The following is a 16,125-nucleotide window of genomic DNA, read 5'->3' on the forward strand; positions in this document are numbered from 1 at the left end:
CAGTATCAGTCAATTTCCCCAGATAGTGGATCGTTCTCTATAAGAACGAATGTGCGCGATGCGGCTTTGGTCGAGCGGGCGGTAGGCTCCTGCGACTATGGAGCACGCCGAGCTTTTGGACCGCGTACGCGAGCTGCGCGGCGAGGGGAAATCGCCCAAGCAGATCGCCAGGGCGCTGGGTCTGTCACCCGCCGCCGTCGCCCCTCTCGTCAGGGAGGTGGCCGCCGCTGCCGCCCAGCGCGAGCCCGGCGAGGCCGAGCTGCTCGGCTGCTGGATGAACTCGGGGTGGAGCGCCGGGCTGGCCTTCGACGCCTCGCGCGGCTGGAGCGACGACGCGCCCGACGACACCTCGGCCGCGGGCATGGTCAGCGTCCTGGTGGCGCGCAGGCACGGCTACGACAAGGTCTCCGTCTGCGGCTACCTGGCCGACGTGTACTGCCTCGGCGTCAGGAACGCCATGGGGCCGGAGATCATGGACGAGCGCGAGCTCAGCAAGTACCGGCAGTTCTTCTTCGGGGAGTACGCCGGGTGGCAGGCCGTCCCTCTGGAACTGGCCAGGCAGGTCGTGATGGGCTCCGTGGAGTACGCCAGGGGGCTGGGGTTCGAACCGCTCAGGTTCGACGAGGCCCAGGGGCATCTCGGGGAGTGGGAGATCCCGTCGGCGATCACCTTCGGGCGGAACGGCAGGCCGTTCTACGCGGCCGTGGCGGACGACGAGGCCAGGAAGATCGTCAGAGTGCTGGAGAAGTCGCTAGGGGCCGGGAACTTCGACTACGAGGTCGAGTCGGCGGACGGTGCGTCGCTGTGGGGGCGGGTGGTCTAGCCTGCCCCCGGGTCAGCGGGCGTTGCGGCGGTCGGTGGCCGGGCGGCGGACGATGGCGCGGACGCGGGTCTGGCGGCGCCTGCGGGTGCGCCCGCGGCCGTCGTCGTCGGTGTCGGGTGCGATGATCTCTGCGAACCAGGGGTGCATGGCGGTTGCTCCTTCGCTGCTCATGCGCGGTGCTCGTGCGCGTGTGCGGTGTGGTGCGAGGGCGGTGTGCGTGGCTCAGGCGGCCAGGCGCAGGGCGGGAGCGCCGGCCGGGTAGGCCATGGCGACGGCCCGCAGGGCCCAGCGCATCCGGGTGACGTAGGACTCGGGGTGGTCGCCCGCTTCCTGGGCGACGTAGGCGGCACAGGCCTCGGCGTCGCATGCGCAGGTCTCGATGGCCGCCCGCACCCGCTCGGGGGTCAGGTCGGTCGAGGGCTGCAGCGGCGAGGCGAACAGAACTTGGGCCAGATCGGACGTGGTGCTCATCGCGGGCCTCCTCGTTGGTTGCTTCACCAGTACAGACCGGTGTGCGCCGACAAACTCATCGTTCGCCGCCAAGGAATTTCCGACATCCGTGCTTGACCCTGATTGTCCACTGAGCGGACTCCGGGATGACCCCTACAGGTACCCCAGACCTTGCTCCGACATATGTTACGAAACAGCCACCCCGGCGAGGCGATGACTTTTCGCCGCCCCGACCGTCTACAAAAGCAGGAAGGGGGTGAGGTGATGACGGGTGGACTGGCGCTGCTTGAGCGCGCCATCTCCTACACGCTGGGCAGCCTGGTCCTGGTGACCCCGCAGGCGCTCGACCGGCCGACGCCCTGCTCGGCGTGGGACCTGCGGGCCTTGCTGGCGCACATGGACGACTCGCTCGCGGCCTTGTTCGAGGCCGCCGACCTGGGCGAGGTGGAGTACGACCCGGCTCCGGTGGGCCGGCACCGGGCTTCGCAGGCCGTGGGCGACCCGGTGGCGAGCCTGCGGTTGCGGGCCTGCCGCCTGATCGGCGCCTGGACGTGGGCGGGCGAGGAGGGCGTCGTCACGGTCGGCGGGTGCCCGCTGACCGCGATGACCGTGGCGGGAGTCGGGGCGATCGAGGTCGCGGTGCACGGCTGGGACGTGGCCATGGCCTGCGGCCAGAACCGGCCGATACCGGGACCGCTGGCGACGGAACTGATGGAACTGGCGCCGGTGCTGATCGACGACGACGACCGGCCGGTGCGGTTCGCCGCGCGGGTCCCCGTCGGCCCGGCGGCCACGCCGGGCGAGCGGCTGCTGGCCTACCTGGGCCGCGCCGCCCGCTGAGCGTCCGCCTCCGGGCGGGCGCTCGTGCACCGGACCGTTGACGGCCCGACTATACTCGGTATTATACCGAGTATGAGCATCCGCCACGCCCTGCTCGCCCTGCTCAGCGAGGGCCCCAAGTACGGCCTGCAGCTGCGCCAGGAGTTCGAGGCGCGCACGGGCGAGGTGTGGCCGCTCAACGTCGGCCAGGTCTACACGACCCTGCAGCGCCTCGACCGCGACGGCCTGGTCGCGTCCGGCCAGGCCGCGGGGGAGGGCCTGCAGAACGTCTACCAGCTCACGGATTCAGGCCGCGACGAGCTGGCGGCCTGGCTGCGCACGCCGCCGGCCACCACGGCGCCCCCGCGCGACGAGCTGGTCATCAAGGTCCTCGTGGCGACCACGGTGCCGGGCATCGACGTACGCGAGCTGCTGCAGATCCACAGGAAGCACGTCGTCCAGGCCATGCAGCAGTACACCCAGCTCAAGGAGGACGAGCCGGACCTGGGGCTGGCGCTGGTGGTCGACTCCGAACTGTTCCGGCTGGAAGGTGTCATCCGTTGGCTCGACTCGGCCGAGACACGGCTGGGCGGGAGGCTGCACGATGATCGAGTTACGCGGGGTCACGAAGGTCTACGGCAGCGGCCCGGCCGAGGTGCGGGCGCTCGATGAGATCGACCTGAGCGTCGCGCCCGGCGAACTGGTCGCCCTCATGGGCCCCAGTGGCTCGGGCAAGAGCACCCTGCTGACCATCGCGGGCACGCTGGAGCGCGCGACGGCGGGAACGGTGCTGATCGCCGGCCAGGACGTCTCGCGGCTGGGCAAGGACGAGCTGGCCAGGCTGCGCAGGCGCTCGATCGGCTACGTCTTCCAGGACTTCAACCTCCTGGCCGGGCTGACCGCCGTGGAGAACGTGATGGTGCCGCGCGAGCTCGACGGCCTGGGCCACCGGCGGGCGTGCCCGCGCTGGCCACGCTGGGCGGCTGGCTCCTGGCCGGCAAGGAGCCCGCGGTGATCTCCAGGCGGGTGCTGGAATGAGACGGACCCTGCCGGTCGTGCCCGCCCTGCTGCCGGTTCTGCTGCTGGTCGTGGGCTGCGCCGGCTACCAGCGCGGCGACCTCGACGACGCGGTCAGGCGCGTCAGGAACGCCGGGGCCGTCGGCGCCCAGGCGATGATGGCCGTGGACGGGCGCTTCATCGCCGCCACCAGCGGCCCCGCCGTACCCGAGAACGGGCACTTCCGCATCGGCAGCACGACCAAGACCTTCGTCGCCACCGTGGTGCTCCAGTTGCGCGCGGAGGGCAGGCTCCGGCTGGAGGACCCGGTGGCCACGCACCTGCCGGGCGTGATCCCGGAGCAGATCACCGTCACGGACCTGCTGCGGCACACCAGCGGCCTGCCCGACTACAGCCAGGATCCCGCATGGGACCCGTTCGCTTCGGCCGAGGACTTCGCCGAGCGGCGGTTCCAGCACTACACCGCGCGAGACCTGGTCGAGGTCGCCATGCGCCGCCCGCCCAGAAGCGAGCCAGGGCTCGCGCACCAGTACTCCAACACCAACTACGTCGTGCTCGGCATGCTGATCGAGGCGGTGACCGGGCGTGGCTGGCAGCGGGAGGTGCGCGGCCGGATCATCGAGCCGCTCGGCCTGACCGGGACGAGCACGGGGGAGGGCACGCGGGTCCCCGAGCCGCACGCCAGGGGCTTCACCCGCTTCGAGACCGGAGGCCCGCTGGTGGACACCACGAGGCTCGACCCCAGCGCGGGCGACGCGGGCGGTGCGATCATCAGCACCCCGCGCGACCTGCTGCGCTTCTTCGCCGCCCTGCTCGGCGGCGAGCTCCTCGCGCCCGCCGAACTGGCCGCCATGAAGAGCACGGTGCCCGCCGAGGGCGGGAGGTACGGCCTGGGCCTGGCGTGGAGCGAGCTGACGTGCGGCGGGGGTTACTGGAGGCACGGCGGGTCCGTGCCCGGCTACCTGACGTACGAGGGATTCGCCGACGACGGCAGCCGCGGTGTCGTGCTGTCGGTGTCGAGCATGTCGATGGACGGATTCTCCGACCTGGAGCAGGACGCGGCCGCTCAGGAGCTGATCGATGCGGCGTTGTGCGCTTGACAAATTTTTTTGTCGCGTGCACGCTGGGGATATGTTCGACGTGGCAGTGATCGAAGATCCCGGTGCGGCGGAGGCGTCGCTGGATCCCATGCGGGCGCGCCTGCTGGCCGAACTGGCCGAACCCGGCTCCGCCAGCAGCCTGGCGGCGAAGGTGGGCCTGCCCCGGCAGAAGGTCAACTACCACCTGCGCACCCTGGAGAAGCACGGCCTGGTGGAGCTCGTCGAAGAGCGCAGGAAGGGCAACTTCACCGAGCGTGTCCTGCGGGCGTCGGCGGCTTCCTACGTGATCTCGCCGAGCGCGCTGGGCGCCGTGCAGCCGGACCCGGGCAAGGCCCCCGACCGGCTGTCGGCCCGCTGGCTGCTGGCGCTCGCGGCCCGCCTGATCAAGGAGGTGGGCCTGCTGGTCACCGGCGCCACCAAGGCGGGCAAGAAGGTGGCCACCTTCGCCCTGGACGCCGAGGTGCGCTTCGCCAGCGGAGCCGACCGGGCGGCGTTCGCCGAGGAGCTCGCGCACGCTGTCGCGACTCTTGTCAGCAAATATCACGACGAAAACGCGGAAGGCGGCCGTCCCCACCGGGTCCTGATCGCCGTGCACCCCGCCGTTAAGGAGCAGCAGTGACCAAGGAATTCGAGATCAGCAAAGAGGTTGAGCTGCCGGCCACGCCCGAGCAGGTCTGGGAGGCCATCGCCACCGGTCCCGGTCTGGCGTCATGGCTCTTCCCGCATTCGGTGGACCCCGGCGTCGGCGGCAAGCTCCGCCTGGAGGTCGCGGGCTACACCGAGGAGTCGACCATCACCGGCTGGGACCCGCCCAGGCGGCTGACCGTCGAGAGCCCTCCCGGCGAGGACGGCACGCTCATGGCCTTCGAGTACCTCATCGAGGGGCGCGACGGCGGCAGCACGGTGCTGAAGTTCGTGCACAGCGGCCACCTCGGCGAGGGCTGGGGCGACGAGTACGTCATCATGACCGGCCACGGCTGGGACCAGTACCTTCACTCGCTGTCGGAGTACCTCACCCACTTCCCGGGACGCCACGCCGTCTACGTGCTGGCCGAGGGGCCCAAGGAGCAGACCGAGGTGTGGCCGGCGTTCGCCGCGGCGCTCGGGCTGTCGGAGATGCCCGCCCCGGGTGACACCGTGCGGCTGCCGAACGGCGCGCAGGGCGTGGTCGACTACACGGTCGAGCCGGCGTTCTACGGGTTCTTCCTGGGAGTGCGCACGGAGGACGGGCTCTACCGCTTCCAGGGCAAGCCGGACTCGGTCGACATCGCCCACCACCTGTTCGGCGCCGACGTCGACCAGAAGGAGTCCGAGCGTTACTGGCGCGAGTGGATCACCGGCGTCTACGCCTGAGCCGGGGTCGCAGCGTGAACAAAGGGTGCGCCATGAGCCGGGGTCGCGCCGCGAGCGGTCTCAGTGGGGCTCGCGGGTGATCCACTGGTAGGCCACCAGGGCCGCCCCGCCCGCCGCGCAGGCCGCCGCAACCGCGGTCATCACCACCGCGTACCCGGTGACCTGCGCCGCGAAGGCGGCCACCAGCGGCGCCATCGCCTTGGCCGCCAGGATCGGCAGGGCGGTGGCGCCGCTGATCGAGGCGTAGGCCGCCGTGCCGTACCTTTCGGCCAGCAGCGCGGGGCGGGCGATGGTGGCCACCCCGAAGCCCAGCCCGAACAGGACCACCGAGCCGATCGCCCCCGGCACGCTCCGCCCGGTCAGGGGCAGCAGCAGCGCGGCCAGCGCCTGCAGGCCGAAGACCGCGGCGGTGACCAGGGCGATCGGCCAGCGGCTCTGCAGGCCGGTGGTGATCACGCGCCCGGTCACCGACAGCACGCCGAGCAGACCCGCCACGGTGGCGGCGAACAACGGCGGATGGCCCAGCACGATCAGATACGTCACCAGCAGCATCGCCACCACCGCGACCGCACCGGTCTGGGTGAGGAAGGCGAAGGCCAGCAGCCAGAACGGCCGCTCGCGCAGGGCCGCGCCCACCCCGGCGGGGGCTCGGGTCAGAGCCCTCACCCGAGGCAGGGTCGCGTGCAGCGGCACCGCGATCACCCCGTAGCCCGCGGCCAGGATCACCAGCGCCGTGCGCCAGCCGTACTCCTCCACCAGCAGTCCCGTGAGCGGCATGAAGACGGTCGAGGCGAATCCGGCGACGATCGTGACCGACAGGAGCGCTCTGGAGCGCCGTTCCGGGTCGAACCAGGCGACGATCACGGCGAAGGCGGCCTCGTAGAGCACCATCGCCGCGGCCACGCCCAGCACCAGGCAGACCAGGTAGAGCTGGAGCAGGTTCTGCACCTGCGACCAGGCGAGCAGGCCGGCGGTGCCGAGCAGCGAGCCCAGGGTCATCATGCCGCGCCCGCCGCGCCGGTCGAGCCGGCGGCCCAGGAGCGGGGCGGCCAGTCCGGACACCAGGTTCGCGAGCGTGATCGCCACGGTCAGCTGGGCGACGCCGGCGCCCAGGTCGCGGCTCATGGGCGGGATGAAGACCGAAAAGGCGTAGTACAGGACGCCGAAACCGATGGTCTGGGTGATCGCCAGCGCGGCGACCAATCGGGGTCCCGTCGTCCGTGCGCGGAGCACGCCTTCGACTCTCGCACGACTGATCCGGATCTTCAGTGACTAGGGTCACAATATGGGCGATACATATGTGGTGACCGGAGGAGCACAGGGCATCGGACGCGCGATCGTGGAGGCGCTGCCCGGCAAGGTCGTTGTGATCGACCGGGCAGGACCCGCCGACGTGGTGGGGGACGCGGGCGACCCGGCCGTGGCGGCGCGGGCCGCCGACCTGGCCGAGGAGTACGGCACGCTCAGGGGCTGGGTGAACAACGCCGCGATCTTCCAGGACGCGTCGCTGCACTCCTCCCCTGTCGAGGAGGTGCTGGGGCTCATCCAGGCCAACCTCGCCCTGGCCGTCGTGGGGTGCGCGGAGGCCGTACGCAGGTTCATGGCGCGCGGGAGCGGGGGAGCGATCGTCAACGTCACCTCCCACCAGGCGCAGCGGCCCGTGCCCGGCGCCCTGCCGTACGCCACCGCGAAGGCGGGCGTCGAAGGGCTCACCCGCGCCCTCGCCGTGGAGTACGGCAGGCACGGGATCAGGGTCAACGCCGTGGCGCCCGGCACGGTGGCCACCGCCCGCTACCGCGAGATGGTCGCCGAGCGCGGCCCGTCGGTCGAGGCGGAGGTGGCCAGGCTGCAGCCGCTCGGCCGCGCCGCGGGACCGGAGGAGGTCGCGGCGACCGTGGCCTACCTGCTGTCGGACGCGGCGAGCTTCGTCTCGGGCGTGAGCGTGCCGGTCGACGGCGGCCGCGCGGCCCTGGGCCTGGACCCCGAGGCGATCTGAGCGCTGCGTCTCCAGGGCCCGAGGCGATCTGAGCGCTGCGTCTCCAGGGCCCGAGGCGATCTGAGCGCTGCGTCTCCAGGGCCCGAGGCGATCTGCGCCCCGCGCGCCCTGCGCCGGGCACACCCGAGCTTCACGGCCTGTGGCCGGGGGCTCAGGCCAGGCAGCGCAGGGCGGAGGCGAGTTCCTGGTCCAGCGGGTGATCGGCGGGCAGCCGCCCCACGGTGGCCTCCACGAACTCGGGGAAGGACAGCGTGGCGCCGGCGTCGCCGGCGTGCACCCACATCTGCTCGGCCGTCTGCTCCACCTGGACCTTCGCCCCCGCCTCCTCCAGGGCGAACCGGCCGACGTCGACGCGCCACCGCGTGCGCGCCTCCGCCTCGTCGTCGCCGACCTCGGCGCCCACGTCGTCGGCATGCGTGGCGTACTCCGAGCAGTAGTGGAAGGTCTGCAGCCCCACCGGATACGGCCCGGCGGCGGTCGCCAGGGTGGCGTCGCGTCCGAGGGCCCGCATGCGCTCGCGCGTCTGCCCGTTGCGCTCTCGCCACTCGGCCAGCACGTCGGCGACGGGCAGGTCACGCCGCTGCTCCACGCACCACTGGTTGAAGTCGTCGAATCCGCGTACGCCGACCTCCTCCAGCTTGGCCATCAGCGCGGGCACGGAGCCGTCGAGGCAGGCGTGGTTGTAGAGCTCCTCGCCGGCCAGGTGGCCCAGCACGTCGCGCACCGACCAGCCTTCGCAGCGGGTGGGCCTGGCCCAGCCGCGCTCGTCGAGCGTGGCGAAGTGCCGGTCGAGCCGGGCCGCCTCGGTGTCGAAGATGTCGAAGGGATCGTGATTGTCCAGCATGCCTGCAGCCCTACCCACGAAAGAGCCCGGCTCCTCTCCGGAGCCGGGCTCTGTTCGCTCACTTCTTAGTGGTGGGAGTACCAGGAGCGCTTGACGCGCACGTACTCGTAGCCACTGGTCGAGCCGTTGAGCTCGTCGTTACCGGCGAACACGGCCTTGAACGTGCCGGACTTCCACGCCTTGGTGGTGGCGTAGAAGCGGCCGTGACGGTCGGTCCAGTCGCGGGCGACCCACTTCCAGCCGCTGTGACGGCTCTGGCGGTAGTAGATGTTGACCTTCTCGCCGCTCGCGTTGTGCCAGCCCTCGTCGTTCACCTGGAGGCGACCGGCGAAGTAGATCTTCTTGCCCTTCTTCACGCTCTCCGGGTTGGCGGAGAAGTGCCTGAAGCGGGTGTCGAGCTTGCCCGCCGGGGCCTGCTCGACGTAGAAGTAGGCGCGGTCGGAGTCCGTCTTGCTGGTCTGGACGTCCGTGGCGAGCGCGGTGGCCTTCCACTTACCGGCCGGGTCGTTGCCGTTGAACGAGACGGTGTACACCCACTTCTCGGTGTTGCCGATCTCCTTGGCGACGAACGTGCGGACCTGTCCGTCGGCGGGCTCGACCGCGATCTCGACCTTGTCGACATCGGGCGACGCCTCGACGACGATCTTCACCTTGGTCTCGCCGCCGCGCGGCACCTTCACCGGGTTCGGCGAGATGTCGACGATGTCCACCGTGGGATCGGTGGTGGTCGCGAACGCCGCGCTCGCGGGAACGAGCATGGTGCTACCGGCTGCGACGGCCAGAAGAGATACTGCGAGTTTCTTCATGAGGGTGCTGATTCCTCTCCCCGTTACCAGGGGGTCGGCTCGGGACTGCCGACCCTCTATTTACTTTGAGGCACAAATTGGGGAGAAGGTTGACTCAAGTTGCGGAAAGTTTGTGATCAAGGTTCTGACCTGGTGGATCATGACAGAATCCGTTTACCTAGTTTTGGGATGACCGAAATACGCGTCAGGCGGCCAGGACCCGGAGCTCGGCGAGCTGCGCCGCAGGCCAGCCGGTGTTCCCCGTGAACACCAGGCGTACGTAGCGCACGGCCGCCATGTTGAAGCCCACCGCGACGACGTTGCCCGCCGCCGGGTCGAAGACGTGCTCGCGCGGGCCGACGATCTTCGAGAACGTCACGCCGTCCGTGCTGCCCTCGACGGAGACGGTCTGGGTGCGGGCGCCCCAGGCGGGCGGAAGGGCCAGCTCCACCTGGTAGATCCGGCAGCTGCCGCCCAGGTCGACGGTGAGGGTCTGCGGGAAGGCGTGGTTGTGGCTCTCCCAGTAGGTGGCCGCGTCGCCGTCGACGCTGTTGGCAGGCGCGTAACCCTGCTGCGCGGTGCCCTGGGCCGGGCGGCCGAGGGCGGCGTTCTTGCCCGCGCCGGAGAAGGCCCGCACCTCGGCGATCTTCACCGTCTGGGGGCCGCCCGTGAAGTGCAAGGACAGGCAGCACCCGTACGCGGGCGGGAAGCTGACGGTCACCTGGTTCCCCGTGGCGGGGTCGAAGGTGTAGCTGCGCGCCGGGACGACGTCCTCGTAGTCGGCGAGCCCGGCGTAGGCGGCCCGCACCGCGAACGTGAGCGACCTGGCCGGCTCGCCCGCGGGGGCCTGGATCACCACCTTGTCGGCGGTACGGCGCCCGCCCTGGAAGGCGTAGTTGATGCCGACCTCGGTGAGACCGGCGGGGACCTCCCAGTAGGTGGCAGGGTCGCGGTCGACCGAGTGGTAGCCCCAGTGGCCGGGGGTGCCGGGCAGGGTGCGGTTGTAGCCCATCTGCAGTGGCAGCTCGCTGCCGGGCGGGATCACACCGGATCTGGCGCGGGCCACCGCGGCGTAGGCGTCGAGCTTGCCGTTGCCCCACACGGCGTTGCTGCTGCCGTCGGCGGCGTAGGCGCAGGTGGTGTCCTGCACGCGGATCGCGGTCGCGTCGAGGATCACGCGCGTGTCGTCGACCATGCCGCGCAGGGACGGCATCGCCGACCACATCAGGGCGACCGTCGCCGCGGTGTGCGGTGAGGCCATGGAGGTGCCGCTGTAGCTCGCGTACGCGCCGCCGGGCACCGCGGACCGCACGTCGACGCCGGGTGCGGAGAGGTCGGGCTTGGTGTAGGAGGTGTCGCCGCCCCGGCTCGAGAACGGCGCGATGACGTCCTCGGCGTCGAAGGCCGCCGAGGCGTAGGCCTGGCCGTTGCCGCCGGGATAGCCGGTGGTCATGCAGGCGGGACCGTCGTTGCCGACGGAGAAGGCGGGGAAGATGCCTGCCCTCACCCAGGAGTCCAGGACGTCGATGTACCACTCGCTGTAGCCGATGCTGCCCCAGGAGTTGTTGACGATGTCGGGCGCCAGGTCGGGCCGGGGATCGGCGCCGGACAGGTCGGTCGGCGCCAGCATCCACTGACCGGCCGCCAGCAGGTGCGCGGCCGAACACGTCGTCTGCTCGCAGGCCTTGGCCGCGATCCACTTCACGTCGGGCGCGACGCCGATGCCGCCGGATCCCGCCATGGTGCCCATCGTGTGGGTGCCGTGGCCGTCGGTGTCGCAGGGCGCCGCCGCCGGGCAGGCCTGGGCGGGATCGAACCAGTTGTGGTCGTGGTCGACGCCGGAGCCGGACTGGCCGCGGTACTGCCCGGCGAGAGCGGGATGGTCCCACTGCACGCCCGTGTCGATGTTGGCGACCACGATGCCCTGCCCGCGCGCGCCGTGCTCGGTCCACGTCCGGTCCGCGCGGATCTTGCTGACGTTCCACTCGACGCCCTCGGAAGACGCCTGGGCGGGGGAGGTGGCGACGGGCACGGTCATCGGCACCGGCCGGTCGGCCTCGACCCTGGCGACCTCGGGCAACCTCGCCAGGCGGGCGCGGAGGGCGGCATCGCCCCTGACCTGGATCGTGTTGGAGATCCAGAACGAGGTGTACTCGGCGCCGACGTCGTGCAGGAGATCGATGGCCCGCTTCTGGGCGGAGTCCGCCGCGCTCTTCCGCGCGCGGATCACCTCCGTGCTCTTGGCGGGCTTGGTCTTCTTGCTCTCAAGGCCGCGGAAGTCGGCGTCCTGGGCGAAGCGCAACCAGAAGACCTCTTCCGCCGTCGCGGAGGCAGACTGGGCAGGCACGAGGCCGCCGATCAGTCCCACCGCGACGGCCGCAACTAACCTCCATTTGATCATCATATTCTTAGCATAAGCATGAAAAAAGACGACAAGATGACAAACAGGGGTGCGGCAGATGGCCGCACCCCTGTTCAGCAGGAGGAATCCGTCAGTTGATGTTGATGGTGAAGGTGGTCGTGGTGTTGCGGATGTTGGTGTGGTTGTTGGTCATGGTGAGGTTGTTGAAGGTGACCGACCCCACCGCCGGACCCTGGCCGGGCTCGGGGAGCTCGTTGGCCCAGAGGGCGAAGCCCGACTTGGCGTCGAACGCGTCGCCGCTCTTCTTCGCCCCCGAGATGCTGATGTTCGTCAGGACCGTGTCGGTCATGGGGTTCTCCGGCTGACCGCCGTTGTACTTCGTCTGGAACATGATCCCGTGATACGTGGGATCGACGATGTCCACGTTGGTGACGCGGATGCCGCGGAACTCCTTGGAGGCCGAGAACAGCCAGATGCCCGGGAAGGTCTGGGCGCCCCAGAAGTGGCCGCCCGCCCGCATGATCGAGATGTTCTCGAACCTCGTCGGCGTGGTGCCGAACCCGCGGAACGGGTAGCCGAAGTCGAGCGAGCTGATCGTGATGCCCGAGTAGGTCAGCGTGTCGGCGATGTAGATGTTGCGGAAGACGTTGTCGAGACCGCCGTAGACCGCCAGGCCCGCGGCACGCCACGACAGCGTGGCCGACAGGTTCTCGAAGACGTTGCCCGTATTGTCGCCCTGGGCGATGTCCTGCGCGTTGAACAGGGCGAACGCGTCGTCTCCCGACGTTCTGGAGTCGACGTTCCGCACCGTGTTGTTGCGGCTGTTGTTGGTGAAGTTGATCGCGTCCGCGAACAGGTTGCGCGCACGGCTGTTGGTGACGTTGACGTTCTGGATGTTGGTGCCCCAGACCATGACCACCTGGTGCTCGACCCAGAGGTTGTCGAGGGTGAGGTTGCTGACGCCGGTCAGGTTGAACACCTTGCCGGGGCCGTCGATGCGCGAGATGTAGTTGCCGAACACGGCGAACCCGGTGAACGACGAGCCGCCGGCGGTCGCGGCCACGTCGAAGCCGACGTCGGTGTTGGACTGGCCGGTGGGGGCGTAGAACCTGGAGAACCAGGGGCCGGCGCCGACCAGCTTGATCGCCTTGCCGTACACGTTGAACTTCTGGCTGATCTGGTAGGTGCCGGCGGGCAGGTACACGCCCTCCCAGCCGCTCTCCATCCTGGCCTTGTCGAGGGCCGCCTGCACGTCCTGGTGGCTGGTGCCGTTGGGGACGACGTACTTGGCGGGATCGGGGTTGGCGATCGGCGCGACCTGTTCGGTGTCGATGAAGTCGATCGCGTAGGTGGTGCTGTTGGCGGCGTCCTTCTGCAGGCGGATCTTGGTGCCCGCCGGGAAGGTGCCGTCGAGCATCACGTTGGCCTCGTCGTAGATGTGGCGCGGTGCGCCGGAGCCGGGCGACTCGTTGGGTCCGGCCTCGGGCCCGTAGTGCCACATGTGCCGCGAGGTCAGGTTGATCGCCTTGTGGAAGGCGCCGTTGACGTAGACGTTCAGGGTGGAGTTGATGCCGCCACCGCCCGGCGCGTCGGGGATGGAGAACCGGGTGACCAGCGTGTTCGTACTGGCCTTGGTGGTGAACTCGACGAAGGCGCCCGTCTGGTTGAGCGTGACGGCCTTGCGGCCCGAGGCCTCGCCGTCCAGCTCGCCGATGTCGCGGCTGGGGCCGACCACGGCGGCGCCTCCGCCGGTGGCGGCGTCTTCCGCCTCGTAGTGGTCGTAGGGCATGTTGGCGCCGCGTCCCACGAACAGTGACTGGCTGACGGTGTTGTTGGCCCGCTTCACCGGCAGCTCGTTGGCGTCGTCGGCGACGACCGCGCGCACGGTGAAGCGGCCGTTGGCGGCGGTCCAGGTGCCCATGGTGACCGGCGAGGTGGTGGCGCCGGCCGCGATGGCCCCGTTGTGGCTGCCCGTCAGCGTCCTGACCGTGGCGCCCGAGTCGTCCAGCACGGTGACCGTGATGGGGTGCGCGCCCGCGGCGGAGGCCACGGTGCCCTGGTTCTTCAGCGCCACGGAGAAGGTGACCGTGCCGCCGTTCGACGGGTTGCCGGGCGACCAGGTCACCAGCGGCACCAGGTCCGAGCTGTCGACCTGGCGGACCACCAGGGCGGAGGAGGCGGTGAAGGAGTTGTTGCCCTCGTCCTGCTCGACGACCGTGCCGGCCTCGTCGGCCTTGGCGGTCAGCGCGTAGGAGCCGGCGTCACGCGGGCCGATCCCGGCGGTGACGGTCGTGGAGGCGCCGGCCGCCAGGGCGCCGACGTTCGCCGTACCGACCTTGGTCTCGCCGAGGTAGAGGTTGACGTTCGTCGCCGCGGAGGCGGCGGTGCCCTGGTTCCTGACCGTGGCCGACAGGGTGATCGCGTCGGTCTCGACGGGCGAGGCCGGCGTCCACGACGCGGCGGTGACCACGAGATCGGGGTTGGGGGCGGCGGAGCCGAACACCTGGAACTCGGCGATCTGACCGCCGGGTGCGCCGGTGTTGCTGGAGATCCTCAGCTGCACGTCGGCGACGGTGGCCGTGAGTGGGATGGTCACGCTGTTGCCGGAGGCGGGGTTGAAGACGTAGTCGGCGGCCGCCTTGAGGCTGGTGTAGGCCGTGGCGCCCTGGTCGCGGCCCAGGATCTGGATGTTCTGGGTACGGGTGCCCCACGCGGTGGCCGGGTTGAGCTTGAGCACGACCTGGGTGAGGTTGGCGTTGGCGCCCAGCTTGACGGTGAGGGTGTTGGGGAAGGCGCCCGAGTTGGCCTCCCAGTAGGTGTTCAGGTCGCCGTCGACCGCGTTGGCCGCCACGAAGGTGTGGACGTGGCCCGACTCGACGACCTCCTTGCCGCTCGCGAGGTTCGTCCCGGTCCCCGTGCCGGTGCGGGTGACCGCGTTGCTCTCGGCGGAGACGTTGCCCGCGGCGTCCTTGGCCTTGACGTGGTAGGTCACCGTGGCGGTCGCCGGCTGGTTGTCGGTGTGGGTGGTGACGTTCCCGCCCACCGAGGCGCGGAGCGCGCCGTTGGCGTAGATGTCGTAGCCGGTGACCCCGACGTTGTCGGTGGAGGCGGTCCAGGTGAGCTGGATCTGGCCGCTCGCCGGCTGGGTGTAGGCCAGGTTCGAGGGCGCGGTCGGCGCCTGGGTGTCACCGGTGTCGCCCTGGCGGGTGACGGTGTTGCCGGCGGGTGACTGGTTGCCCGCGGCGTCCTTGGCCTTGACGTAGTAGGAGACCGTCTCGCTCGCCGGCCGGTTGTCGGTGTAGGTGGTGACGTTGCCCGCGACGCTGGTCAGCAGGGCGTTGTTGGCGTAGACGTCGTAGCCGGTGACCCCGACGTTGTCGGTGGAGGCGGTCCAGGTGAGCCGGATCTGGCCGCTCGCCGGCTGGGTGTAGGCCAGGTTCGCCGGTGCGGTCGGCGCCTGGGTGTCACCGGAGTCCGGTCCGTAGACCTCGAGCTCCGACAGCTGCCCCGCGGGCCAGCCGGTGTTGGCGGTGATGTGCACCCTGACGTATCGGACGATCGCCGCGTTGAAGGTGATCGTCGCCGTCGGGGTGAAGGCGCGGCCCGCCGACGCCACGAGGTCGGTGAAGGTGGTCCCGTCGGTGCTTCCGCGGACCGCGAGGGTCTGGGTGCGCGACTCCCACGTGGACGGCAGCTTCAGCACGACCTTGTTGACGCTGACGGCCGAGCCCAGGTCCACCTGGATCCACTGGGGGAAGGCGTTGTTGGCGCTCTCCCAGTAGGTGGCCTGGTTGCCGTCGTTGGCGTTGCCCGCGACGAAGCCGTTGACGGTCGTGCTGGAGCTCATCGCCCGGCCCGACGCGAGGTTGCCGGAGGAGGTGGCCGTGCCGTAGATCTCGAACTCCGACAGCTGGCCCGCCTGCCAGCCGGTGTTGGCGGTGATGTTGACGCGGACGTAGCGGGTGGTGGTGGCCGGGAAGTTGATCGTCACGGTGTTGCCGTTGCCGGGGGAGAACGTGTACGCCGCCGAGCTGACGATGGCGCCGAAGCCGGTGCCGTCGGTGCTGCCCTGGACGGTCAGCGTCTGTGTCCTCGACTCCCAGCCCGCCGGCAGCTTCAGGACCACCTGGTCGATGCTGGTGCTCGTGCCGAGATCCACCCTGGCCCACTGGGGGAAGGCGTTGTTGGCGCTCTCCCAGTAGGTGGCCTGGTTGCCGTCGTTGACGTTGCCGGCCGTGTAGCCCTGGGTGGAGGAGCTGGTCGTGACGGGTTTGCCGGCTGCGAGGTTGGGGCCGCCCGCTGCCATCGCGGGGGCCGCGGGTAAGCCGACGGCCGCCATCAGGGTCGCGATCATGACCGCGACCAGGCGAAGGATCGAGGGGCGTTGTCTCATGGGGGGCCTCATGGGGGGTGCGAACCTCTCTTGGGGCGTGCTGAGTTGGCCTCACCATAAGATGGCCAGCAGAAGGCTGCAATATTTCGACTAGATTTCGCAGATAGTCGACTGACTGCTGAAGTTGATGTGCGCACGACCGGTGTGTCGCCGTTGTGCGCTCGCCATATGCAGGACCTTCGC

General features: G+C 70.1%; 15 protein-coding genes. 8 read left to right on the forward strand and 7 right to left on the reverse strand.

What is annotated here, in order from left to right; genetic code table 11:
- Positions 1-97 precede the first annotated feature (97 nt).
- Positions 98-823, forward strand: a complete 726-nt coding sequence (locus tag HNR30_RS21035; protein WP_181611603.1) for a helix-turn-helix domain-containing protein — start codon at positions 98-100, stop codon at positions 821-823.
- A 12-nt stretch (positions 824-835) separates the two neighbouring features.
- Here the strand turns inward: HNR30_RS21035 and HNR30_RS49385 are convergent, their stop codons facing one another.
- Both HNR30_RS49385 and HNR30_RS21040 read right to left on the reverse strand, forming a co-directional pair.
- On the reverse strand, positions 836-970 hold the full coding sequence (locus tag HNR30_RS49385; RefSeq protein ID WP_281389733.1) for a hypothetical protein: 135 nt from the start codon (positions 968-970) through the stop codon (positions 836-838).
- 75 nt (positions 971-1,045) lie between these two features.
- Positions 1,046-1,294, reverse strand: coding sequence for a hypothetical protein (locus tag HNR30_RS21040; protein WP_181611604.1), 249 nt, complete (start codon positions 1,292-1,294; stop codon positions 1,046-1,048).
- Positions 1,295-1,537: 243 nt separating this feature from the next.
- Between HNR30_RS21040 and HNR30_RS21045 the strand changes: the two genes are divergently transcribed.
- From HNR30_RS21045 to HNR30_RS21070, 6 genes are all read left to right on the forward strand, one after another.
- Positions 1,538-2,113, forward strand: coding sequence for a TIGR03086 family metal-binding protein (locus tag HNR30_RS21045; RefSeq protein WP_181611605.1), 576 nt, complete (start codon positions 1,538-1,540; stop codon positions 2,111-2,113).
- 72 nt (positions 2,114-2,185) lie between these two features.
- A complete protein-coding gene (locus HNR30_RS21050) occupies positions 2,186-2,764 on the forward strand; it encodes a PadR family transcriptional regulator (protein ID WP_181611606.1) in 579 nt (192 codons plus the stop codon).
- The gene (locus HNR30_RS21055) at positions 2,697-3,107 is read left to right on the forward strand and encodes an ABC transporter ATP-binding protein (protein ID WP_181611607.1); all 411 of its coding nucleotides are present in this window, start codon (positions 2,697-2,699) and stop codon (positions 3,105-3,107) included. The genes HNR30_RS21050 and HNR30_RS21055 overlap by 68 nt, the downstream gene beginning before the upstream one ends.
- A 19-nt stretch (positions 3,108-3,126) precedes the next feature.
- Positions 3,127-4,209 carry a serine hydrolase domain-containing protein gene (locus HNR30_RS21060; RefSeq protein ID WP_181611608.1) on the forward strand — a complete coding sequence of 361 codons (1,083 nt, stop codon included), beginning with the start codon at positions 3,127-3,129 and terminating at the stop codon, positions 4,207-4,209.
- Between the two features lie 31 nt (positions 4,210-4,240).
- Positions 4,241-4,828, forward strand: coding sequence for an ArsR/SmtB family transcription factor (locus tag HNR30_RS21065; RefSeq protein WP_181611609.1), 588 nt, complete (start codon positions 4,241-4,243; stop codon positions 4,826-4,828).
- Entirely contained in the window at positions 4,825-5,562 is a 738-nt protein-coding gene (locus HNR30_RS21070) for an SRPBCC family protein (protein WP_181611610.1), read from the forward strand. Before HNR30_RS21065 ends, HNR30_RS21070 begins: the two co-directional genes overlap by 4 nt.
- 60 nt (positions 5,563-5,622) lie before the next feature.
- Here the strand turns inward: HNR30_RS21070 and HNR30_RS21075 are convergent, their stop codons facing one another.
- A complete protein-coding gene (locus tag HNR30_RS21075) occupies positions 5,623-6,795 on the reverse strand; it encodes an MFS transporter (protein WP_312894547.1) in 1,173 nt (390 codons plus the stop codon).
- A 52-nt stretch (positions 6,796-6,847) separates the two neighbouring features.
- On the opposite strand from HNR30_RS21075, the gene HNR30_RS21080 reads away from it, so the two are divergent.
- Positions 6,848-7,558 (forward strand): SDR family NAD(P)-dependent oxidoreductase, encoded by a 711-nt coding sequence (locus tag HNR30_RS21080; RefSeq protein WP_181611611.1) that lies wholly within the window; start codon positions 6,848-6,850, stop codon positions 7,556-7,558.
- Between the two features lie 151 nt (positions 7,559-7,709).
- Here HNR30_RS21080 and HNR30_RS21085 read toward each other — a convergent pair whose 3' ends face one another.
- The 4 genes from HNR30_RS21085 to HNR30_RS21100 form a co-directional block, all read right to left on the reverse strand.
- A complete protein-coding gene (locus HNR30_RS21085) occupies positions 7,710-8,402 on the reverse strand; it encodes a maleylpyruvate isomerase family mycothiol-dependent enzyme (protein WP_181611612.1) in 693 nt (230 codons plus the stop codon).
- A gap of 65 nt (positions 8,403-8,467) precedes the next feature.
- Positions 8,468-9,160, reverse strand: coding sequence for a hypothetical protein (locus HNR30_RS21090; RefSeq protein WP_181611613.1), 693 nt, complete (start codon positions 9,158-9,160; stop codon positions 8,468-8,470).
- Between the two features lie 232 nt (positions 9,161-9,392).
- Positions 9,393-11,591: a S8 family serine peptidase gene (locus HNR30_RS21095; RefSeq protein WP_181611614.1), complete on the reverse strand. Its 2,199-nt coding sequence runs from the start codon at positions 11,589-11,591 to the stop codon at positions 9,393-9,395.
- Between the two features lie 88 nt (positions 11,592-11,679).
- Entirely contained in the window at positions 11,680-15,942 is a 4,263-nt protein-coding gene (locus tag HNR30_RS21100) for a galactose-binding domain-containing protein (protein WP_181611615.1), read from the reverse strand.
- Positions 15,943-16,125 lie beyond the last annotated feature (183 nt).

Source organism: Nonomuraea soli, assembly GCF_013761175.1.
Classification (GTDB): domain Bacteria; phylum Actinomycetota; class Actinomycetes; order Streptosporangiales; family Streptosporangiaceae; genus Nonomuraea; species Nonomuraea soli.

Excerpts from the sequence above, each read along its gene's own strand:
- HNR30_RS21045 (WP_181611605.1), top strand. The coding sequence starts at position 1,538 with ATGACGGGTGGACTGGCGCTGCTTGAGCGCGCCATCTCCTACACGCTG.
- HNR30_RS21035 (WP_181611603.1), top strand. The coding sequence starts at position 98 with ATGGAGCACGCCGAGCTTTTGGACCGCGTACGCGAGCTGCGCGGCGAG.
- HNR30_RS21065 (WP_181611609.1), top strand. The coding sequence starts at position 4,241 with ATGTTCGACGTGGCAGTGATCGAAGATCCCGGTGCGGCGGAGGCGTCG.
- HNR30_RS21095 (WP_181611614.1), bottom strand. The coding sequence starts at position 11,591 with ATGATGATCAAATGGAGGTTAGTTGCGGCCGTCGCGGTGGGACTGATC.
- HNR30_RS21080 (WP_181611611.1), top strand. The coding sequence starts at position 6,848 with ATGGGCGATACATATGTGGTGACCGGAGGAGCACAGGGCATCGGACGC.
- HNR30_RS21060 (WP_181611608.1), top strand. The coding sequence starts at position 3,127 with ATGAGACGGACCCTGCCGGTCGTGCCCGCCCTGCTGCCGGTTCTGCTG.
- HNR30_RS21040 (WP_181611604.1), bottom strand. The coding sequence starts at position 1,294 with ATGAGCACCACGTCCGATCTGGCCCAAGTTCTGTTCGCCTCGCCGCTG.
- HNR30_RS21050 (WP_181611606.1), top strand. The coding sequence starts at position 2,186 with ATGAGCATCCGCCACGCCCTGCTCGCCCTGCTCAGCGAGGGCCCCAAG.
- HNR30_RS49385 (WP_281389733.1), bottom strand. The coding sequence starts at position 970 with ATGCACCCCTGGTTCGCAGAGATCATCGCACCCGACACCGACGACGAC.
- HNR30_RS21100 (WP_181611615.1), bottom strand. The coding sequence starts at position 15,942 with ATGAGACAACGCCCCTCGATCCTTCGCCTGGTCGCGGTCATGATCGCG.
- HNR30_RS21090 (WP_181611613.1), bottom strand. The coding sequence starts at position 9,160 with ATGCTCGTTCCCGCGAGCGCGGCGTTCGCGACCACCACCGATCCCACG.
- HNR30_RS21085 (WP_181611612.1), bottom strand. The coding sequence starts at position 8,402 with ATGCTGGACAATCACGATCCCTTCGACATCTTCGACACCGAGGCGGCC.
- HNR30_RS21055 (WP_181611607.1), top strand. The coding sequence starts at position 2,697 with ATGATCGAGTTACGCGGGGTCACGAAGGTCTACGGCAGCGGCCCGGCC.